This window comes from Taklimakanibacter lacteus (genome assembly GCA_003576695.1).
Classification (GTDB): domain Bacteria; phylum Pseudomonadota; class Alphaproteobacteria; order Rhizobiales; family Aestuariivirgaceae; genus Taklimakanibacter; species Taklimakanibacter lacteus.
This window is the reverse complement of sequence record QOZQ01000001.1, coordinates 106,062-129,463: the sequence shown is the minus strand read 5'-3', so window position 1 is coordinate 129,463 and position 23,402 is coordinate 106,062. Positions and strand designations below refer to the sequence as shown.

Genomic DNA, 23,402 nt, shown 5'->3' with positions numbered 1-23,402 from the left:
ACTCAAACAATGCCGGCCGACGTTCCCGCCGCGGGTGGCCGCTCCTTCGCCTTGTGCCGGCGGTAGGACGAAGCGCGATAAATCGCGATCGGATCGATGGCGCCGCCCTTGCGCCGCCGCGCTTCGGCGAGGATCGGTGAGACATCGGTCGTGAAGGCCTGCTTGACGAGAAGATGCCCGCCCAGCACGTCGCTTTCGGCCTGGGCTGCCGCGAGCGCAGCGCGGTCGATGAGCGAAGCCTGCACATAGGCGCGCAGGATTTCCGTCGCCGACTGCATCAGGCTTTCGATCGGATCGGTGACATTGTGCGACTGGTCGATCATATAGGCGGGGCTGAAACCCGGGGCCTGGCGCAATTCGGCGTCCACCAGCTCATTGAAGATGAGGAACAGCCGGAAGGGATCGACCGAGCCCGAATCGAGATCGTCGTCGCCGTATTTGGAATCGTTGAAATGGAAGCCGGCGAGCTTCTGCGCCCTTATGAGGCGGGCGACGATCTGCTCGATATTGGTATTGGGCGCATGATGGCCGAGATCGACCAGGCATCTGGCCTTGGGGCCGAGCTCGGATGCCGCCATGAAGCTCGAGCCCCAGTCGGAGATGACCGTCGAATAGAAGGCCGGCTCATAGAGCTTGTGCTCGAGGAAGACGAACCAGTCCTTCGGCAGTTCGGCATAGATGGCCCTGAGCGACTCCATATAGCGGTCGAAGGCGGCATTGAGATTGGACTGGCCGGGGAAATTGGAACCGTCGGCGATCCACACCGTGAGCGCGGTGGAGCCGAGCTTGCGGCCGATCTCGATGCATTCGAGATTGTGCTCGACCGCCTGCGCCCGCGTCGCCGCGTCGGCATGGGTGAGGGAGCCGAACTTGTAGGAGAGCTTCTGCTGGGCGGCATCCTGGAAGCTGTTGGAATTCACCGCGTCGAAGGCGAGATCATGCGAGGCCGCCTTCTGGCGCAGCGCGCTGTAGTCGGAGACCTTGTCCCAGGGAATATGCGGTGAGACCGTGGGCGTCGTGCGGGTGAGCTGGTGGATGACGCCGCAATCATCGAGCTTGTCGAAGACATTGCGCGGTTCTCCGGGCCCCGGAAAGCGCGCAAAGCGCGTGCCGCCGGTGCCCACCCCCCAGGTCGGCACCGCGACGGCATAATCCATGGCCCGTTGCGTCATCTTCTCGATGTCGATGCCGCGCCGCGCGAGCTGGCGTCCGAGCGCGGCATAGTCCTCGGCGAGATGCGCCTCGGCCTTTCGGTTCGCTTCTGCGATGAAATCGGCGGAGATGGAGAAGGTCATAGGTGGCATTCCTTCTTACCCTCTCCTCGCTTCAGCGGGGAGAGGGTAATACGCGCAGCTGTTCGTCCCCTCATCTTGTGAAGCTCGTGGCATTGCCGGCATCGACATTGAGGAAATTGCCGGTCGACTTGGCCGAAAGATCAGAGGCGAAGAAATAGGCCGCTTCGGCGATATCCTCAGGATACACCGAGCGCTGCAGCAGCGAGCGCTTGCGGTAGAACTCTTCGAGCTCCTCCTCCTTGATCTTGTTGGATTGCGCCCGTTGCTGGCGCCATTCGCCCTGCCAGATCTTGGAGCCGCGCAGGACGGCATCCGGATTGACGACATTCACCCTGATGCCGAGCGGCGCCCCCTCCAAGGCCATGCAGCGGGCGAGATGCACTTCCGCCGCCTTGGCCGTGCAATAGGCGGAAGCGCCGGCGGATGCCGCAATGGCGTTCTTCGAGCCGATGAATACCATCGACCCGCCGAGCCCCTGCTTCTTCATGAGCCGGTAGCCTTCGCGCGCCACCAGGAAATAACCGGTGCCGAGGATCGACATGTTCTTGTTCCACAGATCGAGGCTCGTGTCCTCGACCGGCGCGGCGGACGAAATGCCGGCATTGTTGACCACGATATCGATGCCGCCGAAGCGCAATACCGTGTCGCCCATCGCGGCGATGACGGCATCCTCCTTTGTGACGTCAAGCAGGACCCCTTGCACCTGGTCCTTGCCGAAGTGCGCGCCGAAGCCTTCGACCGTCGCTTTGAGCGCCGCCTCGTCGATATCCGCGAAGACGACGCAGGCGCCATCGGCAAGCAGGCGATGCGCGATCGCCTGGCCGATGCCCCCCGCCCCGCCGGTGACGAAGCCGATGCGTCCGGCAAGGCTCTTCGGTTTCGGCATGCGCTGCAGCTTCGCCTCCTCCAGCAGCCAGTATTCGATATTGAAGGCCTCCTGCTCCGGCAATCCGGCATAGTCAGACACGCCCGAAGCGCCGCGCATGACATTGATCGCATTCACATAGAATTCCGACGCGATGCGGGCCGTCGCCTTGTCCTTGGCGAAGGAGATCATGCCGACGCCCGGCACCAGATAGATGACGGCATTGGCATCGCGCATCCTGGGCGAGTTCGGATGCTTCGAGCGCTCATAATAAGCGGCATAGTCCTGGCGATAGTCGGCAAGCGTGCCGTCGAGGCCGGCAATCACGTCATCGAGGTTGTTCGTCCTGGGATCGAAGGGCAGAACCAGCGGCCTGATCTTGGTGCGCAGGAAATGATCGGGACAGGACGTGCCGAGCGGCGCCAGCGCATCGAGCGCATTGCTGTTGACGAAGTCGAGCACTTCCGGCGCATCGGTGAAATGACCGATCTTGCGCTCGTCCCTGGAGATGCGGCCGCGGATCTCGGGCATCAGGCGCTTGGCTGTTTCAGCCCGCGACCTGGCATCGAGGCTGTCGAAGCGATGGCCCTTGAAGGCGGGCCTGGCGCGATGCTCTTCCAGCCATTGGGCCGCCTTGTTGATGATGCGCAAAGTGGTCTGGTAGGACTCCTTGGCGGTCCCGCCCCAGGTGAAGAGCCCATGGGCGCCGAGCACGACACCGACGAAATGCGGGTTCTTCTCGGCCATCTCGCCGAGCTTGAGGCCAAGATCGAAGCCCGGCCTTTGCCAGGGCAGATAGCCCATCTCATCGCCGAAGACGTCCCTGGTCAGCTTCTCGGAGTCCTTCGCCGCGGCGATGGCGATCACCGCATCGGCATGCATGTGATCGACATGCAATGCCGGAACGAAGCCATGCAGCGGCGTGTCGATCGAGGCCGCGCGCGGGTTGAGGTTGAAGGTGCAATGCGGCAGGTAGTCGACCATCTCGTCTTCATGGGCGATGCCGCGATAGAGGTTTTTCAGGGCATGGAGCTTGTCGAGATAGAGTGTCGAGAAGCCATCGAGCTTCATGGAGCCGAGATCGCCGCCCGAGCCCTTCACCCACAGAACCGTTTCTTCCTTGCGGGTCAGGGGATCGGTCATCCTGACCTTGGCCGATGTATTGCCGCCGCCGAAATTGGTGATCCTGAGATCGCTGCCCAACAGGTTCGAGCGATAGAGCAAAAGCCCCGGCTCGCTGAGCGAAGCGGCAACCTTGTCGTCCCACAGATCGGGAATGGCGGATGTCGTCATGGATCACTGACCTTTCATGCTGAATTGCCCTCACCCACGCTGCTCGCCTTCGCGAAGCCCGAAGTTTACGCTCCTGCAAAGCAGAAAACTTCCGCTTCGGCGGAGCAAGGTCGGGCACCCTCTCCCATTGCTACGCAACGGGAGAGGGGAAACACCGGAGAGAGCTCGGTTCCCTAGAAGTCGAACTGACCGATATTCTCCTTCGAGAAGACGAAGGGCGCGCCGAGCAGGATCTCCGAGCCGTTGATGACCTGGAGCTCGCCGAGCTTGCCGGCCTTGACCGAGGTGGCGCCGGCCTTCAGGTCGCCATCGGCGACCGCGCGCAGCACATGCATGGCGGCGTAGCCGAGGTCGACCGGGTTCCACAGCACCACCGACTTGACGCAGTCCTTCTCCACATAAGGCTTCATCGCATTGGGCGTGGCGAGGCCGACGACGGCGATCGTGCCGCATTTGCTGGCCTGGGTCACCGCTTCCGCCGAAGCCGGCGTGGCGACGCTCGTCATGCCGAAGATGCCCTTGAGCTCATCGCCATATTTGTTGATGAGGGTCGTGGCCTGGTTGAAGGAGAGCACGTTGTCCTCCTGCGCTTCCACCGTCTCCAGCCACTTCATCTTGGGATGGCATTTCTCCGCATAGGCCGCCATCTCGGCGATCCAGCGTGCTTGGTTGGGCGTGGTGAAGGTCGAGGTGACGATGGCGAAGGCGCTCTCCTCGCCGATTTCCTTGGCCATATTGTCGATCAGCGCCTTGGCGATGCCGTTGAACTCGGCCTGGTTGACGAACCACTGGCGCGCATCGGGCTGCGAATTGGCGTCATAGCCCACGACATTGATGCCCTTGGACAGCGCCTTCTTCAGGACCGGCGCGATCGCCACCGGGTCATTGGCGGCGAACAATATGCCGTCGACGCCGCTGGTGATGTAGTTGTCGATGAAGGTGATCTGCTGGTCGATATTGGCCTGCGTCGGGCCGTCGGTCTTGGCCTCGACATTGCCGAGCTCCATGGCCGCGTCCGCAATGCCCTTCGACGTCGCGTTGAAATAGCCGATGCCGATGAGCTTCGGCACATCGACGACGGTGATCTTCTTGCCCTTGCGGTCAGGCGCGCCCGTCGGCTCGCCGCCGTCATAGGGCTTGGCCACGGCGGCACCAGGTGTTCCGTCGCAGGCAAGCGGGTTGGTCGGCAGATCGTCTCCCCCGGTCCAGGCCGAGGCGGCAAAGGCGCTCCCCGCCATGGCGGCGAGGGCAGCGGCAGCAACCAATGTTTTGCGTATCATTTCATGCTCCTTGCGCTTCACATCCGGACCTTGATTATGCTGACGGCCAAGAAGATCCGGACCTCCCTTTTGTTCAACCGTCTGCATCCTTGCGAAAGATATTGCTGATGAGGATCGTGCCGATGAGGACGGCGCCGATCACCACGATGGTGCCGTCGCCCTTGACGCCCGCAAGCGCCAGCCCGTTCTTCAGCGCCTGCATCAGGACGAGGCCGAGCAACGTGCCGATGATGGTGCCGCGCCCGCCGAAGATGCTGGTGCCGCCGAGGACGACGGCGGTGATGACGTCGAGCTCGAGCCCGGTGCCCATGTCGGAACGCGTTGTCGAGACGCGCGACACGAAGATCACCGCGGCGAGACCCGCTATGAGCCCTGAGGCCATATATATAAGGAGGAGCGTGCGATCGACGCTGAGGCCTGAGAAGCGCGATGCCACCGCATTGGAGCCGATCGCGTAAGTGGCGCGCCCGAAGGTCGAAAGGCCGAGAATGACGGCGGCGATGAGGGCCAGCAGGCCGAATATCCACAATTGCGTCGGCACGCCCAGGACCTCGCCCTGGCCCAAAGTGAAGAACCAGTCGGGATAGCCGCGGACCGAGCGCGCCTGGCTGATGCCTTCGGCGAGGCCGCGATAGAGCGCCAGCGTCGCCAGCGTCGCGATCAGCGGCGGCACGCCGAAGCGGGTGATGATGATGCCGTTGACGAGGCCCGCAATGCCGCCCACCAGGATGCCGAGCACCATGGCGATGGGCAGCGGGATGCCCATGTTCTGCCAGAACACGCCGAGCAATATGGCGACCAGCCCCAGGATCGAGCCGACCGACAGATCGATGCCGCCGGTGACGATGACGAAGGTCATGGCGAGCGCCACCAGCCCGACCTCGGCCATCAGCCTCCCCTGATTGAGGAGGTTGTCTGCCGTGAAGAAGCGGTCGGACTGCCAGGCAAGCGCGATGAGCGCCAGGATGAGCAGGACGCCGAGGATCGTCTCGTGACGCAACAGGAGGGATCGCAAGCTCGCGGTCATCGCACGAGGCTCCGGCGCCGCCGCGCCATGTCGGCGAGCACGGTGGCGAGGATGAGGAGGCCCAGCACCGCGCGCAGCCAATAGGCCGAGACGCTGAGGAAGATGAGCGCCGAGCCGATGCAGGCGAAGAGGACGGCGGCCAGCGTCGAGCCGATCACGGTGCCGGTGCCGCCGAGGATCGACACGCCGCCGATCACCGCCGCGGTGATGACGGTGAGCTCGAGATTGGGCGGCACCGTCGACTGGATGACCTGCAATTGCGTGGCGAAGAGAAGCGCGGCAATGCCGGCGAAGAAGCCATGCAGGGCGAAGGCGAGGACGCAGGTGCGCTCCGGGTTGAGGCCGGTGGCGCGTGCGGCCTCCGCATTGCCGCCTACCGCATAGAGCGAGCGCCCGGTCGCCGAATAACGCATCCACAGCGCCACGATGATGGTGAGGATCGCCATGAAATAGACCGGGGCGGGAACACCGAAGAGCCGCGCCTGGGCGATGAAGAATTGCGGCGGCATGCCGGTGATCCAGGTGCCGCCGGTGGCGCTGATGAGGCCGCCTTTCAGGATCGACAGCATGCCGAGCGTCGCCACGATCGAGGGGATGCGCATATAGGCGATGAGCGCCCCGAGGCAGGTGTTGATCGCGATGCCGACCAGCACCGGCACCGTCCAGGCCACCCATATCGGATAGCCCGACACCGCCAGCGTGCCGGCGATGGTGGCGAGCACGCCGATGAGCGAGCCGACCGAGACATCGATATGGCCCGAGATGATGACCATCGCCATGCCGATCGCCGCCACCGCGATATAGGCATTGCCGGAGAAGATGCTGGTGAGATTGGTGTTGGAGAGGAAGCGCGGATTGACGAGGCCGACGACGATGAACAGCACGACGATGGCGGTCAGGACGACGATCTCCTGGCCATAGGCCTCGAACAGGCGCGAGAAATAGGACGGCCGCCGGCGCGGCAGGGCGATGTCGCTCATGCCGCCGCCTCCTGGTCGCGCACCAGCGTCATCGCCGCGCCCACCGTTTCCGGCGTCGCGTCATTGCGATCGATCTCGGCGACGATGCGCCCGCCATTCATGACCAGCACGCGGTCGCTCATGCCCAGCACCTCCGGCAATTCGCTCGAGATCATCAGGATCGCCAGGCCGCTCTGGGCGAGTTTCGACATCAGCGCATGGATCTCCGACTTGGCGCCGACATCGATGCCGCGCGTCGGCTCGTCCATGATGAGGATCCGCGGTTCGGCGGCGAGCCATTTGGCGAGGACCACCTTCTGCTGGTTGCCGCCCGACAATTGGCGCGCCGCCTGCCCCGGGCCGCGGGCCCGGATGCCGAGCCGCTTGATGAAGTCGCGGGCGAGCGTAACCTCCTTGCCACGATCGACGATAAAGGCGCGGGAGAGCCTCCGGAGCACGGTGAGCGATATGTTCTCGGCGATCGTCTGCGGCCGGACCAGCCCCTGCAGGCCCCGGTCCTCCGGCACATAGGCGATGCCGAGGTCGCGCGCCTGCTGCGGCGACCTGATCTGCACCGGCCTGCCGTCGATCAGGATCTCGCCCGCTGTGGCGGGCGTGATGCCGAAAATGGTGAGCGCGGTTTCGGTGCGGCCCGAGCCGACGAGCCCGGCGACGCCCAGAATTTCGCCCGCGCGCAAGGTGAAGGAGATGTCGCGCACCGCCTTGCCATGCGACACGTTGCGCAGTTCGAGCCGCGGCGCGCCGATCTGCGCCTCTTCCTTGGGGAAGAGCTGGTCGATCGAGCGGCCGACCATCATCGCGACGAGCGAGCGCTCGGTGACGTCCTTGATGTCGCGGGTAGCCACATAATTGCCGTCGCGCAGCACGCTCACCCGGTCGGCGAGTGCGAAGATCTCGGGCAATTTGTGGCTGACATAGACGATGCCGACGCCGCGGCTGCGCAGGCGCCGGACGATCGCCAGCAATTGCTGCACATCGACTTCGGCGAGCGACGCGGTCGGCTCGTCCATGACGACGACGCGGGCATTCTGCGACAGCGCCTTGGCGATCTCGACACGCTGGCGGTTGGCGACCGACAGCGAGCCGACCTTGGCATCAACATCGAGATGATGCGAATCGAGATCATCCAGGAGTGCGCGGGACTTGTCGCGCATCTGCGCCCAGTCGAGCCCGCCCCAGGAGAGCCTGGGCGCATGATTGAGGAAGATGTTCTCGGCGACCGAGAGCTCGGGGAAGAGCAGCAATTCCTGATAGACGATGGCGATGCCGGCCTTCACCGCCTGGCCGGGATTGGCGAATTTGGCCGGTTGGCCACCGATGATGATCTCGCCCGCATCGGGGGCATGCACGCCGGCGATGATCTTGATGAGGGTCGATTTGCCGGCGCCGTTCTCTCCCAGAAGCGCATGCACCTCGCCCGGCCTGACATCGAAATCGACGCTGTTGAGGACGCGCACGCCGACGAAGGATTTCGAGATTCCCTTGAGCGCGACCAGCGGAGTCATGACGACATCTCCCCCTCGGCGCAGCCATGATCACGATGATTGCAGTTAATCATAATTGGAAGTCTGCCGGATGAGGCTTCCCGGGTCGCTACCCTCTGAACGACAGGCCAGCATCTGGCGCCTCTGCCCGGCATCACAACCTTCCTCCCATCCGGATTCGCCGTTTTTCTTGGTTTTCCGCGGGGCAATCCGGATCCGCCGGGAAAGGTTTCGAGACCGCATGTGATGTTGCACGAGGGCCCCTCTGTGATTAAGATTGAACAATGGTGAGCAATTATGGTCAAGCCATGAATCGCAATCATCTGACAAAAAGGCGTGACGGCGCGCTCACGTCTATGATCATCGTCGATCACCTGACGCCTTCCCCCTCTCCCGTTGCGAAGCAATGGGAGAGGGGGAAAATTGGACGAGGTCACCGCCATGGATGAAAGCGAGCGCCACCGCCTCATCCTCGACGAATTGAAGGAGCGGCCTTTCGCGACGGTGAAGGACCTGCTCGATGTGCTGAAGGTCTCGCCCGCCACCATCCGCCGCGACATCGCCAAGCTGCATGAGACGGGCGGCGTGCGCAAAGTCTTCGGCGGTATCGCCGCGGCGGAAAATGACCTGTCGCCGCAACGCCTCGCTGCGCGGCCTTTCGAGGAAAACCGCATGCTGGCGGTCGAGGCCAAGCGCGCCATTGCGCGCGAGGCTGAGACCCTGGTGCGCGACGGCGATGCCATCATCATCCATGGCGGCACCACCTGCTATCTCTTCGCGCTGCGCCTGGCACGGCGCAATGTGAAGATCTACACCAACTCCATGCCGCTCGCGGCGCGTCTTTGGGAAGACGGCTCCTGCCATCTCACTTTGGCCGGCGGCGAGCTCTATCGCGAGCCCGGCATCATCTACGCGCAAGGCTCGGGTCCACCTGATTTCTATGCCTCGAAACTCTTCTTCGGCGCCCAGGGCATCGGCCCCAACGGTATCATGGAATCGCATCCTCTGATCGCGCGCGAGACCGAGCGCCTGCTGTCGCGCGCCGATGAGGTGGTTCTCCTCGCCGACAGCCGCAAATTCGCGATCCGCACCCGCCACAGCATATTGCCGCTGTCGCGCATCTCGACCCTCATCACCGATGACGGGCTTACATCCGAACAGGCGCGCATGCTGGAGGATGCCGGAATCCGCACCATCATTGCCAGGCTGGGCAAGGAGACTGCGGAGTAGCTCCCGTCGATGACCGGCGGACCGCCGATATTGCCGGCAAGGGGTGGCGCGGCTGTTACTTGTCGGCGGCGCTCCCCAGGTGGGCGGCCAGGAGATCTACCGTCGGGTTATCGATGATTTCTTCCACATGCAGCTCGCGGCCAATCTTCTCCTCTACCGCAACGCACATATCGACGACGGCGAGGCTGTCGATGCCGAGGCCGCCAAAGTGAATGTCGGCGGCTCCCTCTCCCAGGGCAGCGGATTTCTCGGAGGGTGTGATCAGCTCCATGGCGACAAGCACATCCAGAAGCGCCATCTTCACTTCATCGCGGTTCATTCAGACTACCTCAATAATGAAAGTTCTATGTCGAACGAGGCAATGCGACGGCGCCGCTTGGCAAGCTGCTCCCCGTCCATAGGCCTTGAAGGCACAGGAATGTGGGGCCAGCTCCATCAGCTCGAGCGCGAAATGCCAGGTGGATGCCCTCCGTCGGCATTACCATCAAGGTTTCGAGCCCTGCTGCCGTCGCTGTCAGCCCGTGGGATGGCGCGCCGCTTCGACACTGTCTTGGCCGAATCTTTGCTCGCGCGCCACTCGTCGGACATTATCCCGAAGACCAGTATATCGGCTCTTACGCCGGAGGATTTCAGGCACAGATGCTTGTTCAGCCGCGCTTCCAGGCGCCACCCGCCATTGAACAGCAGCCACATCATCGAACGGTTGCTCGGCTGCACATTGGCCTTGGCCTTCTTGTAGTCGAGCTTGTTGAAGAAATATTCAAAAATGCCGATGGAAGCTTCTCTCGAGGCGCCCCGGCCGCGCCACTGCGTATCGCCCAGCAGATGAGTGACAAGCATGATCGATTCTTCAGGCTGCAGCTTGACTATGAAGAGGCCGATCGGCTCCTTCTGACCTCTCGGAAACAGCCCCAGGAGACAATTCGTCTGCTTGGTTTCATACTTGGCGAAATACTCGATCTGCTCCTCCATGCTCCATTTCCGCGGCCTCGTGTTCAGCATCTCGGCTGCAATCGCATCCTCGATCCATGTCTCCAGCGCGGCGGAGGCATCGCTTCGCACCATCGGACGGAGCAGAAATCTTTCGGTCTCGATGACAAATGAAGGTGGAGGTAGGCTTGCCATTCGCCCAGTCCTCAGAGAAGCATGCCGAACTGTACTACATCCAGTCGCCGGCTGCCATCCACCGATGTGCGCTCGAACCGCAGCACTCCTTCCTTGATCCAGGGCGCATGCCCGAAATGGCGAAGCGCCGAGCTGTAAGTCTCGACCACCTTGGCGACGGCTTTCTGCACCCCGTATGCCTTTGCCATATGGGCCAGCAGCACCGCATCGGTCTCCATCAATACACTGTGCGGATCGAAGCGCCACGGATCGACGATCACGTCGATCGTGAGATTTTTGTGCTCCGGATTGATCTGCAATTCATACAGGCCGACATGCCGGCTGCTGTGCCGTTCATATATGCCGATGACGAGACGGCGCTGCCGTTGCGCCGCGATAATGTAGCGTTGCACATCGGCTCGCTTCAGCTTGACGGCGTGTGCATTTCGCTGCCGCATGAGGTCGCTGTCGCTGAACCATCTCAGCCATTCGTCGCTCACATCATCGGGACCGATGATGCGCAGGACGAATCGACGAGTCTGGAGTTGCCCGTCGGGCATCGCTGTGCTTGTTGCGTGAGGCGCCGCCATGCGCCTGGTATACAGCGGCCAAACCTCGACATTCAACCACGTCAAGTCGACCACGTCAGAAGAGAAGCCCGCACCGTCTTGGAGCGGCGCGTTTTTTGCAGAACTTGATGCCCGCGAAAACCCGGAGTCCTCGAGGTGATTTCGAACTGCCCCGTCGAATTCCGATTCGCGCTTGCCATACCGGGCCGCGCCGAATGGCGAAGCCGTCCAGATCGAAATCCCCGTCTTCGATCGAGCCTTCGTCGGAAGCAAAGCACCGCGCAACGTCAGGGCCGGGTCCGGGGGGCGTTGGAGCCGGCCCCAGGCACCCATGAGGCTCACGCGTCCCTCTTGATCAACTTAAAGTAGCGCATCCGGCGGAAAGCTCGGGCAGTCAATCGTGATGGAACACTTCCTCCATCGGGGCCCACCATTCGCTCTTCTTGCGCGAGGCGAGCGGCACCTGCATCGGATCGGTGATCCGCCACCACTCCTGCATGCGCGGATCGGCGCGCATCACCGCCATATCGGCGGCGAAATCCCGGCCATGATATTCCCAACTCGCGAACAGCAGGTTTTCCGGCTCGCGCAGGAAGATCGTGTAGTTGCGGATATTGCAGCGGCTGATGAGATCGAGAATCTCGGGCCACACCTTTTCATGGATGCGCTTGTATTCCGCGATGACCTCGGGCCTCAAGCCGATGACGAGTCCCATCCTTCGCATTCGCTGTTTCCTTTCCCGTGCCGATCCGGCTATTCTCATATGAATAACATGGAGCCGATCGGCCAGGGAGATGGGAACATGACGATGGCGCGCCTGCAGGAAAACCGGGCTTCGCGGCCCGTGCCCTTCGACCAGGCCAAGCTCGATGCTTTGCTCGACAAGGCCGGCATCGACGTCCTCGTCGTCACCTCCAAGCACAATATCCAGTATCTGCTCGGCGGCTATCGCTTCTTCTTCTTCGATTTCATGGATGCGATCGGGGTCAGCCGCTATCTGCCGGTGATGATCTACCGCAAGGGCCGCCCCGACCAGGCCGCCTATTTCGGCAACGGGCTCGAGACCTATGAGCGCCAGCTCGACAAGTTCTGGCCGGCGACCGTCGAGACGAAATCCTGGGGCACCCAGGATGTGATGGCGCTCACCGCGGCGCATCTGAAAAAGCTCGGCCCCATCCGCACCATTGGCGTCGAGATGGGCTTCCTGCCGGCCGACGCCCATTCCGCTCTGCGCCAGGCGATGCCCAATTGCGAAATCGTCGATGCGCTTCTGCCGCTGGAAAGACTGCGTGCCGTCAAGACGCCGGAAGAGCTCGCATTGCTCAGGAAGGCCTCTGAAGGCGTCGTCTCCGCCATGCTGGCGGTGATGGGCTCGCATGGCCCGGGCTCGTCCAAGAAGCAGTTGAGCGAGGCGCTGCGGCTCGAGGAGGTGAAGCGCGGTCTCACTTTCGAATACTGCCTGATCACGGTGGGCTCGAGCCACAACCGCTCGCCCTCGCCCGACACCTGGAACAGGGGCGAGGTGCTGTCGCTCGATTCCGGCGGCAATTACAAAGGCTATATTGGCGATCTCTGCCGCATGGCCCTGCTCGGCGAGCCCGACCAGGAGCTGAAGGATCTCCTCGCCGAGGTCGACCTGGTGCAGCAGGCGGCACGGAAGCCGATCCGCGCCGGCGCTCGTGGCGGCGATATATATGTCGAGGCCGACAAGGTGTTCAGGACGGTGCCGCATCGAAGCATCATGCATTTCTGCGCCCATGGCATGGGCATGATCCCGCATGAGGCACCCCGCCTCACCGGCACCGGCCCTGTTCCCTATCCCGCTTACGACGAGGATCTGCCGCTCGAGGAAGGCATGGTCATCTCGATCGAGACGACCTTGCCGCATCCCAAGCGCGGCTATGTGAAGCTCGAGGATACGGTCGCGGTGACCAGGACCGGCTACGAGCCCTATGGCGATGACGGCCGCGGCTGGAATCGCGGCAGGCTTTGAACATCCGAAAGGATCCGCGCCAATTCGATATCCTGGAGCAGATCCTTATCGTCAAAGTCTTCAACTCTGGCAGGATTTGCTCAAGGTCAGTTTCTGATCTTTATCTAAAACTCAATGCGTTGAGTTCATGCGCCCTTAACTCATCCCTCAAGGTTGCTTCTACGTAATGCTGGCGGTGGTGATACAAGCGCCAATTGCAACTAATTGAGGGCGTCCCATGAAAATCACTTCGCGTAGCGCGCTGTTTGTCGCGTCTCTGTCCGCACTGCTCATCGCCGGACCTTCTCTCCTCAGCAAGTCGAGCCTTCTCTCCTATGACCAGGCCCTTGCCGAAAGAGGCGGCAATGGCGGTGGTAACGGTGGCGGTAATGGCGGCGGCAACGGCGGCGGCAACGGCAATGGCGGCGGCAATGCTGGCGGCCAAAGCAATGGCGGCAACGGCGGAAGCAAGGGCAGTTCAGGAAATGCCGGCAAGTCCTCCGGCGGCAGCGCCAAGAGTGCTTCGCTCGAAGGCAACAAAGGCAAGGCAAAAGGCGCGACCAAGGAGAAGAATATCAACGCACAGCTTGGCGCGCTTAACGCCGCTCATGCCTCGCCGACAGCGCTGAAGAATGCCTCTCCCAATTCGCGGGTCGGCAAGATTGCCGCCTATCAGCAGGCGGCTGCGGCTTCAGCGGCAGCGGATCAGGCCGTTACGGACGCCGAAGCGGCAGCGGCAGCGGCAAGCCAGGCCGTCACCGATGCCACGGTGGCTTCTGACGCAGCCGATCAGGCGCTCGCCGATGCCCAGGCGGCTCAGGCCGCTCTGCCCACCGATGCGTCGGACGCCGAGAAGGCCGCAGCCCAGCAGGCTGTCGATGATGCGCAGGTCGCTGCCGATACGGCACAGGCCACTGAAGATCAGGCCATAGCTGATGCCGCGGCTGCCGATGCCGCGGTGCAGGCCGCGAAGGATGCGGCAGCCACGGCCGAGCAGGCCGAGACCGACGCGCTCAACGCCGCCGCCAACAAGAAGCCGGTGAGCCCCGAAGCCAAGGCGGCGCTCGACGCGCTGCTCGCTGGCAAGTGACATTGAACAACGGGCGCGCGGCCCATCCCGCCACGCGCCCGTTTTCATATTGATCGATCAAAGCTCCGTCCGGACATCCCATAATTCGGGAAACAGCACCACCTCCAGCATGCGGCGCAAATAGGCGACGCCCGACGTGCCGCCGGTGCCGCGCTTGAAGCCGATGACGCGCTCGACCGTCGTCACATGATTGAAGCGCCAGCGGCGGAAGTAATCCTCGAAATCGACGAGCTTCTCGGCGAGCTCATAGAGCTCCCAATGCCGCGCCGGATCGCGATAGATCTCGGCCCAGGCCGCCTTGACGCTGTCATGACGCTCATAGGGCAGGGCCTTGTCGCGCTCGAGCACTGCCGAAGCGATGGCGAAGTCGCGCCGCGCCAGGAGTGCTATCGCCTCGTCATAGATACTGGGCTTGCGGCGGATGCCGTCGAGCCAGCCATGAAGGTCTTGCCTGTGCTCATGCGGCGCCAGCATCGCGACATTCTTGTTGCCGGCGAGATATTCGATGGCGCGGTACTGGTAGGACTGCAGGCCAGAGGACTGGCCGAGGCTTTCGCGAAACAGAGTGTATTCGGATGGCGTCATGGTGCGCAGCACATCCCAGGCCGAATTGAGCTGCTCCATGACGCGCGCCACCCGCGCCAGCATCTTGAAGGCGGGCTGCAGATTGCCCTCGGCAATGGCGCGTGACGCGGCGCTGAGCTCATGAATGGCGAGCTTCATCCACAGTTCCGATGTCTGATGCTGGATGATGAACAGCAACTCGTCATGCGCCTTCGACAGCGGCGCTTGCGCCGCCAATATCTTGTCGAGCTGCAGATAGTCGGCATAGGACATGCGGCGCGCGAAATCGGTGAGCGCCCCATCCTGCTTCGGATCGAAGGGCGCTTTCGTCATGTGACGGCCGCCCGCTTCTTGAATTCGGGCCGGTCCCACAGGCGCTCGGCCAGCACCTTCTCCAATATCCGCGCCGCATCCCACACATCGGTGAAGCCGATATAGAGCGGCGTCAGGCCGAAGCGGATGATGTCGGGAGCGCGGAAATCGCCGATCACGCCCTGCGCGATGAGCGCCTGCATCACCGCATAGCCGTCCTCGCAATGGAACGACACCTGGCTGCCGCGCTCATCCGCATTGCGGGGGCTCGCGAGCCTCAGCCCATGGCGGCCGCAGCGGCCCTCGACTTCCGCGATGAAGAGCTCGGCGAGTCGCACCGACTTGTCGCGCACCGTCTGCATGTCGACGCCCTCCCACACATCGAGGGCGCAATCCATGGCGATCATCGACAGGACGCCGGGCGTGCCCGCGCGCAGCCGGTCAATACCGCGCGCCGGACGATAATCCAGATCGAAGGCGAAGGGTGCGGCATGGCCCATCCAGCCGGCGAGCGAAGGCTCGACCTTGTCCTGGAGATCGGGCCTGACATAGGCGAAGGCCGGCGCGCCCGGCCCGCCATTGAGATATTTATAGCCGCAGCCCACCGCGAAATCGGCGTTGCCGCCGATCAGATCGACCGCAAAGGCGCCGGCCGAATGGCAGAGATCCCAGATCGCGAGGCCGCCTTTCTGATGCGCCCTGGCGATGAGCTTCTTCATGTCGTGCCTGCGCCCGGTGCGGTAGTCGACCTCGGTCAGCATCAGCACCGCGAGATCGTCATCGATGGCGGCCTCGACCGCCTCGGGCGCCACGACGCGCAATTCATCATTCCCGCCCAGCGCCTTGATGATGCCCTGCGCCACATAGAGATCGCTCGGAAAATTGCCGCTGTCGGAGAGGATGACTTTGCGTCCGGGCCTGAGCTTCAAGGCCGCGGTCAGCACTTTCACCAGATTGATCGAGGTCGAATCGGCGGCGATGACGCTGCCGGGCGGAGCGCCGATGAGCTTGCCGATCCGGTCGCCCAGGCTACGCGGCAGGTCGAACCAGCCATGCGCATTCCAGCCACGGATGAGGCTCTGTCCCCATTCCTCGCTCACCGCCCCGGCCAGGCGCTTCGCCACATGACGCGGCAGGGGGCCGAGCGAATTGCCGTCGAGATAGAGCGTCTTGTCGGGGATGATGAAGAGATCGCGCCTGGCGCGCAGCGGATCGGCTACGTCGAGCTCTTGAGCTTCCTGTCGCGAGATCATTTCTTCGCCTCTTCGTCCCTGAGCGCGAAGCGCTGCAATTTGCCGGTCTGGGTCTTGGGCAATGCCTCGCGGAACTCGATGCGGCGTGGATATTTATAAGGTGCGATTTCGTTCTTCACGTGATCCTGCAGGGTCTTGATCATTTGCGCGTCGCCCTCATGCCCGGCCCGCAGCACGATGAAGGCCTTCGGCACCATGCCGCGCTCCTCATCCGCCACCCCCACCACCGCGCACTCGGCCACTGCCGGATGGGTGAGCAGCGCATTCTCGATCTCGGGTCCCGAAATATTATAGCCGGCCGAGATGATCATGTCGTCGGAGCGCGCCTGATACCAGAAATAGCCCTCCTCATCCTCTGTGAAGGTATCGCCGGTGATGTTCCAGCCCTTCTCGACATAATTGCCCTGACGCGCATCGTCGAGATAGCGGCAGCCGATCGGTCCCTTGACGGCGAGACGGCCGGGCGTGCCGCGCGGCACTTCCCTGCCCTGCGCATCGACGATGCGGGCCTCATAGCCCGGCACCGGCAGGCCGGTCGATCCGGCACGGATCCTCTCTTCCGGCGCACCGATGAAGATATGCAGCATCTCGGTGGCCCCGATCCCATCCATGAGCTTGATTCCGGTACGGGCCAGCCAGGCATCGAACACCGCCTTGGGCAAGGTCTCGCCCGCCGAAACGCATTTGCGCAATGAGCGGCACGATTGCCGGCCGAGCTTCGCCAGCATGGCGCGATAGGCGGTGGGCGCGGTGAAGGTGATCGTCGCCTTGTGCCTGTCGATCGCCCCGATCAGGTCGTCGGGCGTCGCCTTCTCGAGCAGGATGGAGGCGGCGCCGACCCGCAGCGGAAAGATCACGAGCCCGCCCAGGCCGAAAGTGAAGGCAAGCGGCGGTGAGCCGATGAAGCGGTCGCTCTCATCCGCCTTCAGCACATGCCTGCCATAGCCATCGGCGATGAGCAGCACGTCGCGATGGAAATGCATCGTGCCCTTGGGCTCGCCGGTGGTGCCGGAGGTGAAGCCGATCAGACAGACATCATCGGCTGCCGTATCGAAGGCCATGAATTCGGGTGAAGCCTTCCGCATCAACGCCTCGAGCCCCTTGGCATCGGGACTGTTGAAATAGACGATGCGCTGCAATTCCGGCGCCAGGGCCTTTGCTTTCTCCATCTCATCGCCCAGCCGGGCGTCGCACAAAGCCAGCGCGATCCTGGCCTTGCTGATCGGATAGGCGAGCTCCCTGGCACGCAGCAGCGGCATGGTGGCGACCGCGATGCCGCCCGCCTTCATCACCGCCAGATAGGCGGCGACGAATTGCGGATTATTGGCCGAGCGCAACAGCACCCTGCCGCCGCTCTTCAGCCCCAGCTCCTTCACCAGCACATTGGCGATGCGGTTCACGCGCTCCGCCATGTCGCCATAGGTCACGGTCTCATAATCGGTGATCATGCAAGGCCGCTCACGCCAACCCCTGGCGAGCCAGCGGTCGAGCAATTCGCTCACGCAATTGAGACGGTCGGGATAACGGTATTCCGGACGGTCGAAGATCAGGTCGGGCCACTGTGTGGCGGGCGGCAGATGATCGCGGGCGAAGCTGTCTTCATAAGCGCTCGGAATCATTTCGGGTCCCCGCGGGTTAGTGCGAATGATCGCGCCGCGTATTACTTTAATTCTAAAGTAATGACTTTCAATGTCAATCGCGCTTCACCCGGCGATGCGTGGCGGCGATGCGCGCCACTTGCTCATAGATGCCGGTGAGCAGCTCGAAGGTGCGCGCCGCTTCCGACAGCCTTGTGTCGAAATCGGGCACGTTGGACAATGCCTGGACCAGGAGCGATTTGCGCACATTCGCATAATGGTCGGTGACCGCGACGCCGCGCTCGGTCGCCGAATAGGTGACACCGGCACGCCCGCTGCCCGAACGGCGCACCAGCCCCGCTTTGATCAGCTTGCGCAGGCTGTATTGGATATTGGGGATGTCGTCGCGATTGGTCATCCAGGCGAGATCCTTGATGCTCTTCGCCCGGTCATGCATGCGGATGATATGGAGCAGCGCGTTTTCCGGCCCGCTCAGCGCATGCTCGATCACCGAGCCCAGGCATTCCTGCTGCCAGCGGCCGAAACCCTCATAGGCCCGCATCAGCGAATATTCCGCTTCCGTCACCTCGATCTCGAAGGCCGTGTTGGCCAGGTGCCAGCGCCGGTCGAGGCCCTCGCCGCTTTTCTTTTCCGGCTTCTTCTTCTGCGCCATGGCGAGTCTGCTCCTGCTCCGGACCTGGAGGATGGCGCAAGCACGCAGGTTGCGTCCATATCGATTTTATAATAGATTTTCTATCATAAACTATAAACAAAACCAGGAGGAAGCCGGCAATGACACGCTCGCCCAACCGCATGTTCGACAAGGATCAGTTCCTGCTCGGCACCTTCGCCTCCAATTGCTCGAGCGGCATGACCGTCACCAAGGTCGCCGAGCGCTGGGACAACAGCTGGGAGAACAATCTGAAGCTGGCGCGCCTGCTCGATCAGGCCGGCATCGATTTCATGCTGCCGATCGCCCGCTGGATCGGCTATGGCGGCGAGACGAATTTCCATCACAACGTCCTGGAGACGATCACCTGGGCGGCGGGCCTTCTCGCCCACACGCAGGACATCACCGTCTTCGCCACCATTCATACCGCCGCCAATCATCCCGTGGTGTCGGCCAAGCAGCTCGCCACCATCGACCGTATCAGCAATGGCCGCATCGGCCTCAATATTGTGGCGGGCTGGAACAAGCCCGAATATGAGGCGCTGGGCCTGACGCTGCCCGACAAGCACGAGGTCCGCTACGGCTATGCGCAGGAATGGTTCGACATCGTCAAGGCGCTGTGGCGGGAGGAGAAGAGCTTCGACTGGAACGGCACCTATTTCCAGCTGAAGCAGGTTTTGGGCGAGCCGAAGCCCTTGAGCCCGCTGCCCATCATCAATGCGGCAGGCTCGGGCGAAGGCCGCAATTTCGCGACCCGTAACGCCCATTTCCTGTTCACCCCGGCCATCGATCTCGCCCGTTCGCGCGACGAGATCGCGCAGCTCAAGGAGCTTGGCCGCGGCAATGGCCGAGCCGTCGATGTCCTCACCTTCTCGCATGTCGTCTGCCGGCCGAGCGAGCAGGAAGCGAAGGATTATCTCGAGCATTTCGGCCGCGAGCATGCCGACTGGGAAGCGGTCGACAATCTGGTGCGCCTGCAATTCGCCCATGCGCATTCCTTCCCGCATGATCTCCTGGCCCTGATCCGCGACCGCATGGCGGCCGGGCATGGCGGCTTCCCGCTCGTCGGCACGCCCGAGCAGGTGGCGGATGGCCTCATCGCGCTGCATGAGGCAGGCTTCAAGGGAACGACACTGTCCTTTGTCGATTATGTCGAGGAATTCCCCTATTTCCGCGACACGGTGCTGCCGATCCTTGCCGACAAGGGCCTGAGGCGCGAGGATCTGCGGGTCGCTGCGGCATGAGGATGCTTTAGACTTGAAATAATTTTCGCTCCGCCCCTACTATCGCTGTATATTGTGAAAGCGATGGGAATGCCGGACCAGAAAGCACTTGTCACAGGCGGCAGCCGGGGTATCGGGCGCGCCATAGCCATGGGGCTCAGCGCCAAGGGCTATGATGTCACCATCATGGGCCGCTCAGGCGAAACGCTGGCCAAGGCCGTGAAGGACGGCGTCGCCCGCAACTCGCGCGCCGTTGATGTCACGGATGAGGCCGCCCTCAGCGCCGCCATTGCCGAGACCGGCCCCTATCATATCGTGGTCAACAATGCCGGTGCGGCCGAATCGGCGCCCTTCGCGGCGACGAAGCTCGATCTCCTCCGCCGCATGATGGCGGTGAATGTTGAGAGTGCTTTCACCGCGTCACGCGCGGCTCTGCCCGGCATGATGGCGCAGCCAAGCGGCCGCATCGTCAACATCGCCTCGATCGCCGGCCTCAAGGGCTATGCCTATGTCTCGGCCTATTGCGCCGCCAAGCATGCGCTCATCGGGCTGACGCGGGCGCTGGCGGCCGAGCTCATCAAGACGAAGATCACCGTCAATGCGATTTGCCCGGGCTATACCGACACCGATCTCATCGCCCGCGCCGCCGACCGGATCGCCGAGAAGACCGGCCTCAGCAGCGACAAGGCGATCGATCATTTCGCCAGCACCAATCCCTCGGGCCGCCTGATCACGCCGGAGGAAGTCGCCAATGCCGTGCTCTGGCTGTGCTCGGACGGGGCTTCCGCCGTGACCGGCCAGGCGATCACCGTGGCCGGAGGTGAGCTGTGAGCCATCCGGAAGAGCAGGACCCGGTCTGGATCGACGCCGAAACGACCGTATCGGCGCGGCCCGCCGATCACATCATGGAATTGCGCCTGTGGCTCAGGCTTTTCTCCTGCTCGCGGCTCATCGAGAACGACATCCGCCGCCATCTCATGTCCGAATTCGATTTCAGCCTGCCGCGCTTCGACATATTGGCGCAGCTCGACCGCAGCGATGAAGGCCTTGTGCTGGGCGAAGTGTCGAAGCGCCTGATGGTCTCGGCCGGCAATATCACCAGCCTGGTGGAAGGCCTGGTGAAATCGGGCCACATCACCCGCACCACGGCGAGCGGCGACCGCCGCGCCCAGGTCATCCGCCTCACCGACAAGGGCCGGCGCGAATTCCGCCGCATGGCCAGGGTCCACAGCGACTGGATCGCCAATTATTTCGAGCGCATGCCGCAAAAGGACATCGACAGGCTGATGGAGCTGCTCGCCACGCTCAAGGATTCGACAAGGCAGAGCATCATGGCGAGGCAGGAGACATGAACCGAAGTCACGCCATCCTTCCGCCCCTTGCCGCCTACAAGGCGCAGCATGTGCTGCTCACCGTCAGGAGCGGCGTTGCCGAGATCACCCTCAACCGGCCGGAGAAGAAGAACCCGCTCACTTTCGACTCCTATGACGAGCTCACCGCCATTTTCGCCGCCGCCCGCAAGGATGACAGCGTTCATGCTTTCGTGATCTCAGGGTCAGGCGGCAATTTCTCCTCCGGTGGCGATGTGTTCGAGATCATCGGGCCCTTGACCCGGATGAGCGTGCCGCAATTGCTGCGCTTCACCGAGATGACGGGCGATCTGGTCAAGGCGATGCGCGCCTGCCCGCAGCCGATCATTTCCGCCATCGACGGCATCTGCGCCGGTGCGGGCGCCATCATCGCCATGGCTTCCGACTTGAGGCTCGGCACCGAGGCGGCAAAGGTCGCCTTCCTGTTCAACCGCGTCGGCCTGGCCGGCTGCGACATGGGCGCTTGCGCCATGTTGCCGCGTTTGATCGGCCAGGGACGCGCCTCCGAACTGCTCTATACCGGTAGGTCGCTCGGCGGCGTCGAAGGCGAGCGTTGGGGCTTCTTCAACCGGCTCGTCGACCCGGCCTCCCTTCTCGATGAAGCCATGAAGCTGGCGCGCCAGCTCGCCGAAGGCCCGACCTTCGCCAATGGCGTGACCAAGCGGATGCTGCAGGCCGAATGGGCGATGAGCATCGATGATGCGGTCGAGGCGGAAGCCATCGCCCAGGCACTGTGCATGAAGACCGAGGATTTCCGCCGCGCCTATGAGGCTTTTGCGGCGAAGCAGAAGCCCGTCTTCAAGGGCGACTAGCGAATGGTGAATTCAAACAACCCCACAACCCTCACCCTGAGGTGCCCGGCGCAGCCGGGCCTCGAAGGGTGGCAGGCGGCAAAACCTCTGTGCCTGGATCATGCTTCGAGGCTCGCTTCGCTCGCACCTCAGCACGAGGGTATTATGTGATGGGTGACAAGAGCTTCCTTGCCTGGCCTTTTTTCGAAGAGAAGCATCGAGCGCTCGAGGTTGACGTCGCCGATTTCGCCAGGTCCATCGTGCCGGGTCTCGTCGATCATCACGATCCCGACGGCACCTGCCGGAAGCTGGTCAAGGCGCTGGGCGAGCACGGGCTGCTGCGCTATTCGGTGACGGCGCCTTATGGCGGGCTTGCCGAGAAATTCGATGTGCGCTCGCTCTGCCTCATCCGCGAGACGCTGAGCCATGCCGACGGGCTTGCCGATTTCGCTTTCGCCATGCAGGGCCTTGGCACCGGCCCCGTCACTTTATTCGGGACGGAGGAGCAGAAGCGCAAGTGGCTTCCGCCCATTGCCGAGGGCAAGGCGATCTCGGCCTTCGCGCTGTCCGAGCCGGACGCCGGGTCGGATGTCGCAGCCCTCGCCTGCGCCGCCCGGCCCGATGGCAACGCGCATGTGGTGATCGAGGGCGAGAAGACCTGGATTTCCAATGGCGGCATTGCCGATCGCTATGTCGTCTTCGCCCGCACCGGCGAGGCGCCGGGCGCCAGGGGCCTGAGCGCCTTCATGGTCGAGGCCGACACGCCGGGGCTCACCATTGCCGAGCGGCTAGAGACGATCTCGCCCCATCCCCTGGCGCGGCTGCGTTTCGAGAACTGCCGCATTCCCATCGAGAACCGCATCGGCAAGGCAGGCGACGGCTTCAAGATCGCCATGGCGACGCTCGATATCTTCCGCTCCACCGTCGGCGCCGCCGCTCTGGGCTTTGCACGCCGGGCACTTGATGAAGCGCTGGTGCATGTCGCGACAAGGCGCATGATGGGGGGCGTGCTCGCCGATCTGCAGATGGTTCAGGGCCAGCTCGCCGACATGGCGCTCGATGTCGATGCCTCGGCGCTCATGGTCTATCGCGCCGCCTGGACCAAGGACCAGGGGGCGGCGCGCATCACCCGCGAAGCCGCCATGGCGAAATACGCCGCCACCGAAGCGGCGCAGCGCGTGATCGACACGGCGGTGCAGCTTTTCGGCGGTCTCGGCGTCAAGTCGGGATCGCGGCCGGAGCAGCTCTATCGCGAGATCCGCGCCTTGCGCATCTATGAAGGGGCGAGCGCCGTTCAGAAGGTCATCATCGCCCGCTCGCTTCTTCCAAGCAAAACCTGACATTTGGAATCATTTAAGATCGCTCCATGCAAATCTGCATCCGACCCAGTTTCCGTCATCCCGGCGAAAGCCGGGATCCCCTGAATTCTTTCCAAGTCGGAAGGATTGCCCGC

At 63.0% G+C, this 23,402-nt stretch carries 22 protein-coding genes; 8 read left to right on the top strand and 14 right to left on the bottom strand.

The features are described from left to right. Positions 1-2: 2 nt before the first annotated feature. The 6 genes from rhaI to DT068_RS00565 all read right to left on the bottom strand — a co-directional run bounded on the left by rhaI (position 3) and on the right by DT068_RS00565 (position 8,245). On the bottom strand, positions 3-1,295 hold the full coding sequence (gene rhaI / locus DT068_RS00590; protein WP_119387825.1) for an L-rhamnose catabolism isomerase: 1,293 nt from the start codon (positions 1,293-1,295) through the stop codon (positions 3-5). Between the two features lie 70 nt (positions 1,296-1,365). Then, entirely contained in the window at positions 1,366-3,453 is a 2,088-nt protein-coding gene (locus DT068_RS00585; RefSeq protein WP_119387824.1) for a bifunctional rhamnulose-1-phosphate aldolase/short-chain dehydrogenase, read from the bottom strand. Between the two features lie 173 nt (positions 3,454-3,626). Further along, positions 3,627-4,733 carry an autoinducer 2 ABC transporter substrate-binding protein gene (locus DT068_RS00580; RefSeq protein WP_119388281.1) on the bottom strand — a complete coding sequence of 369 codons (1,107 nt, stop codon included), beginning with the start codon at positions 4,731-4,733 and terminating at the stop codon, positions 3,627-3,629. A gap of 73 nt (positions 4,734-4,806) precedes the next feature. Continuing rightward, positions 4,807-5,760: an ABC transporter permease gene (locus DT068_RS00575; protein WP_119387823.1), complete on the bottom strand. Its 954-nt coding sequence runs from the start codon at positions 5,758-5,760 to the stop codon at positions 4,807-4,809. Next, on the bottom strand, positions 5,757-6,740 hold the full coding sequence (locus DT068_RS00570; RefSeq protein WP_119387822.1) for an ABC transporter permease: 984 nt from the start codon (positions 6,738-6,740) through the stop codon (positions 5,757-5,759). The genes DT068_RS00575 and DT068_RS00570 overlap by 4 nt, the downstream gene beginning before the upstream one ends. Continuing rightward, positions 6,737-8,245, bottom strand: a complete 1,509-nt coding sequence (locus DT068_RS00565) for a sugar ABC transporter ATP-binding protein (protein ID WP_119387821.1) — start codon at positions 8,243-8,245, stop codon at positions 6,737-6,739. Before DT068_RS00565 ends, DT068_RS00570 begins: the two co-directional genes overlap by 4 nt. Before the next feature lie 420 nt (positions 8,246-8,665). Between DT068_RS00565 and DT068_RS00560 the strand changes: the two genes are divergently transcribed. Then, positions 8,666-9,454, top strand: coding sequence for a DeoR/GlpR family DNA-binding transcription regulator (locus DT068_RS00560; protein WP_119388280.1), 789 nt, complete (start codon positions 8,666-8,668; stop codon positions 9,452-9,454). Between the two features lie 55 nt (positions 9,455-9,509). On the opposite strand, the gene DT068_RS00555 is transcribed toward DT068_RS00560, so the two are convergent. From DT068_RS00555 to DT068_RS00540, 4 genes are all read right to left on the bottom strand, one after another. Continuing rightward, on the bottom strand, positions 9,510-9,773 hold the full coding sequence (locus tag DT068_RS00555) for an acyl carrier protein (RefSeq protein WP_119387820.1): 264 nt from the start codon (positions 9,771-9,773) through the stop codon (positions 9,510-9,512). Positions 9,774-9,889: 116 nt separating this feature from the next. Further along, the gene (locus tag DT068_RS00550; RefSeq protein WP_119387819.1) at positions 9,890-10,579 is read right to left on the bottom strand and encodes a GNAT family N-acetyltransferase; all 690 of its coding nucleotides are present in this window, start codon (positions 10,577-10,579) and stop codon (positions 9,890-9,892) included. An 11-nt stretch (positions 10,580-10,590) separates the two neighbouring features. Further along, on the bottom strand, positions 10,591-11,469 hold the full coding sequence (locus DT068_RS27880) for a GNAT family N-acetyltransferase (protein ID WP_162913924.1): 879 nt from the start codon (positions 11,467-11,469) through the stop codon (positions 10,591-10,593). Between the two features lie 52 nt (positions 11,470-11,521). Continuing rightward, on the bottom strand, positions 11,522-11,851 hold the full coding sequence (locus DT068_RS00540) for an L-rhamnose mutarotase (RefSeq protein WP_119387817.1): 330 nt from the start codon (positions 11,849-11,851) through the stop codon (positions 11,522-11,524). 78 nt (positions 11,852-11,929) lie between these two features. Here DT068_RS00540 and DT068_RS00535 point away from each other — a divergent pair, with 78 nt between their 5' ends. Both DT068_RS00535 and DT068_RS27875 read left to right on the top strand, forming a co-directional pair. After that, positions 11,930-13,120, top strand: a complete 1,191-nt coding sequence (locus DT068_RS00535; RefSeq protein WP_162913923.1) for a M24 family metallopeptidase — start codon at positions 11,930-11,932, stop codon at positions 13,118-13,120. A gap of 217 nt (positions 13,121-13,337) precedes the next feature. Then, the gene (locus DT068_RS27875; RefSeq protein WP_162913922.1) at positions 13,338-14,189 is read left to right on the top strand and encodes a hypothetical protein; all 852 of its coding nucleotides are present in this window, start codon (positions 13,338-13,340) and stop codon (positions 14,187-14,189) included. 57 nt (positions 14,190-14,246) lie between these two features. Here the strand turns inward: DT068_RS27875 and kynA are convergent, their stop codons facing one another. From kynA to DT068_RS00505, 4 genes are all read right to left on the bottom strand, one after another. Beyond that, positions 14,247-15,086 carry a tryptophan 2,3-dioxygenase gene (gene kynA / locus DT068_RS00520; protein ID WP_119387814.1) on the bottom strand — a complete coding sequence of 280 codons (840 nt, stop codon included), beginning with the start codon at positions 15,084-15,086 and terminating at the stop codon, positions 14,247-14,249. Further along, entirely contained in the window at positions 15,083-16,318 is a 1,236-nt protein-coding gene (gene kynU, locus DT068_RS00515) for a kynureninase (RefSeq protein ID WP_119387813.1), read from the bottom strand. Before kynU ends, kynA begins: the two co-directional genes overlap by 4 nt. Further along, positions 16,315-17,937, bottom strand: a complete 1,623-nt coding sequence (locus DT068_RS00510; protein ID WP_119387812.1) for a benzoate-CoA ligase family protein — start codon at positions 17,935-17,937, stop codon at positions 16,315-16,317. The genes kynU and DT068_RS00510 overlap by 4 nt, the downstream gene beginning before the upstream one ends. 73 nt (positions 17,938-18,010) lie before the next feature. Further along, on the bottom strand, positions 18,011-18,568 hold the full coding sequence (locus tag DT068_RS00505; RefSeq protein ID WP_119387811.1) for a winged helix DNA-binding protein: 558 nt from the start codon (positions 18,566-18,568) through the stop codon (positions 18,011-18,013). 119 nt (positions 18,569-18,687) lie between these two features. Here DT068_RS00505 and DT068_RS00500 point away from each other — a divergent pair, with 119 nt between their 5' ends. The 5 genes from DT068_RS00500 to DT068_RS00480 all read left to right on the top strand — a co-directional run bounded on the left by DT068_RS00500 (position 18,688) and on the right by DT068_RS00480 (position 23,289). Continuing rightward, positions 18,688-19,809 carry an LLM class flavin-dependent oxidoreductase gene (locus tag DT068_RS00500; RefSeq protein WP_119387810.1) on the top strand — a complete coding sequence of 374 codons (1,122 nt, stop codon included), beginning with the start codon at positions 18,688-18,690 and terminating at the stop codon, positions 19,807-19,809. Between the two features lie 63 nt (positions 19,810-19,872). Next, on the top strand, positions 19,873-20,619 hold the full coding sequence (locus DT068_RS00495; protein WP_119387809.1) for an SDR family NAD(P)-dependent oxidoreductase: 747 nt from the start codon (positions 19,873-19,875) through the stop codon (positions 20,617-20,619). Next, the gene (locus DT068_RS00490; RefSeq protein ID WP_438816391.1) at positions 20,616-21,140 is read left to right on the top strand and encodes a MarR family winged helix-turn-helix transcriptional regulator; all 525 of its coding nucleotides are present in this window, start codon (positions 20,616-20,618) and stop codon (positions 21,138-21,140) included. The genes DT068_RS00495 and DT068_RS00490 overlap by 4 nt, the downstream gene beginning before the upstream one ends. Next, the gene (locus tag DT068_RS00485) at positions 21,137-21,970 is read left to right on the top strand and encodes an enoyl-CoA hydratase family protein (protein WP_119387808.1); all 834 of its coding nucleotides are present in this window, start codon (positions 21,137-21,139) and stop codon (positions 21,968-21,970) included. Before DT068_RS00490 ends, DT068_RS00485 begins: the two co-directional genes overlap by 4 nt. A gap of 149 nt (positions 21,971-22,119) precedes the next feature. Then, complete coding sequence (locus tag DT068_RS00480; protein WP_119387807.1) at positions 22,120-23,289, top strand: acyl-CoA dehydrogenase family protein; 1,170 nt, start codon at positions 22,120-22,122, stop codon at positions 23,287-23,289. The last annotated feature ends 113 nt before the right edge of the window (positions 23,290-23,402 follow it).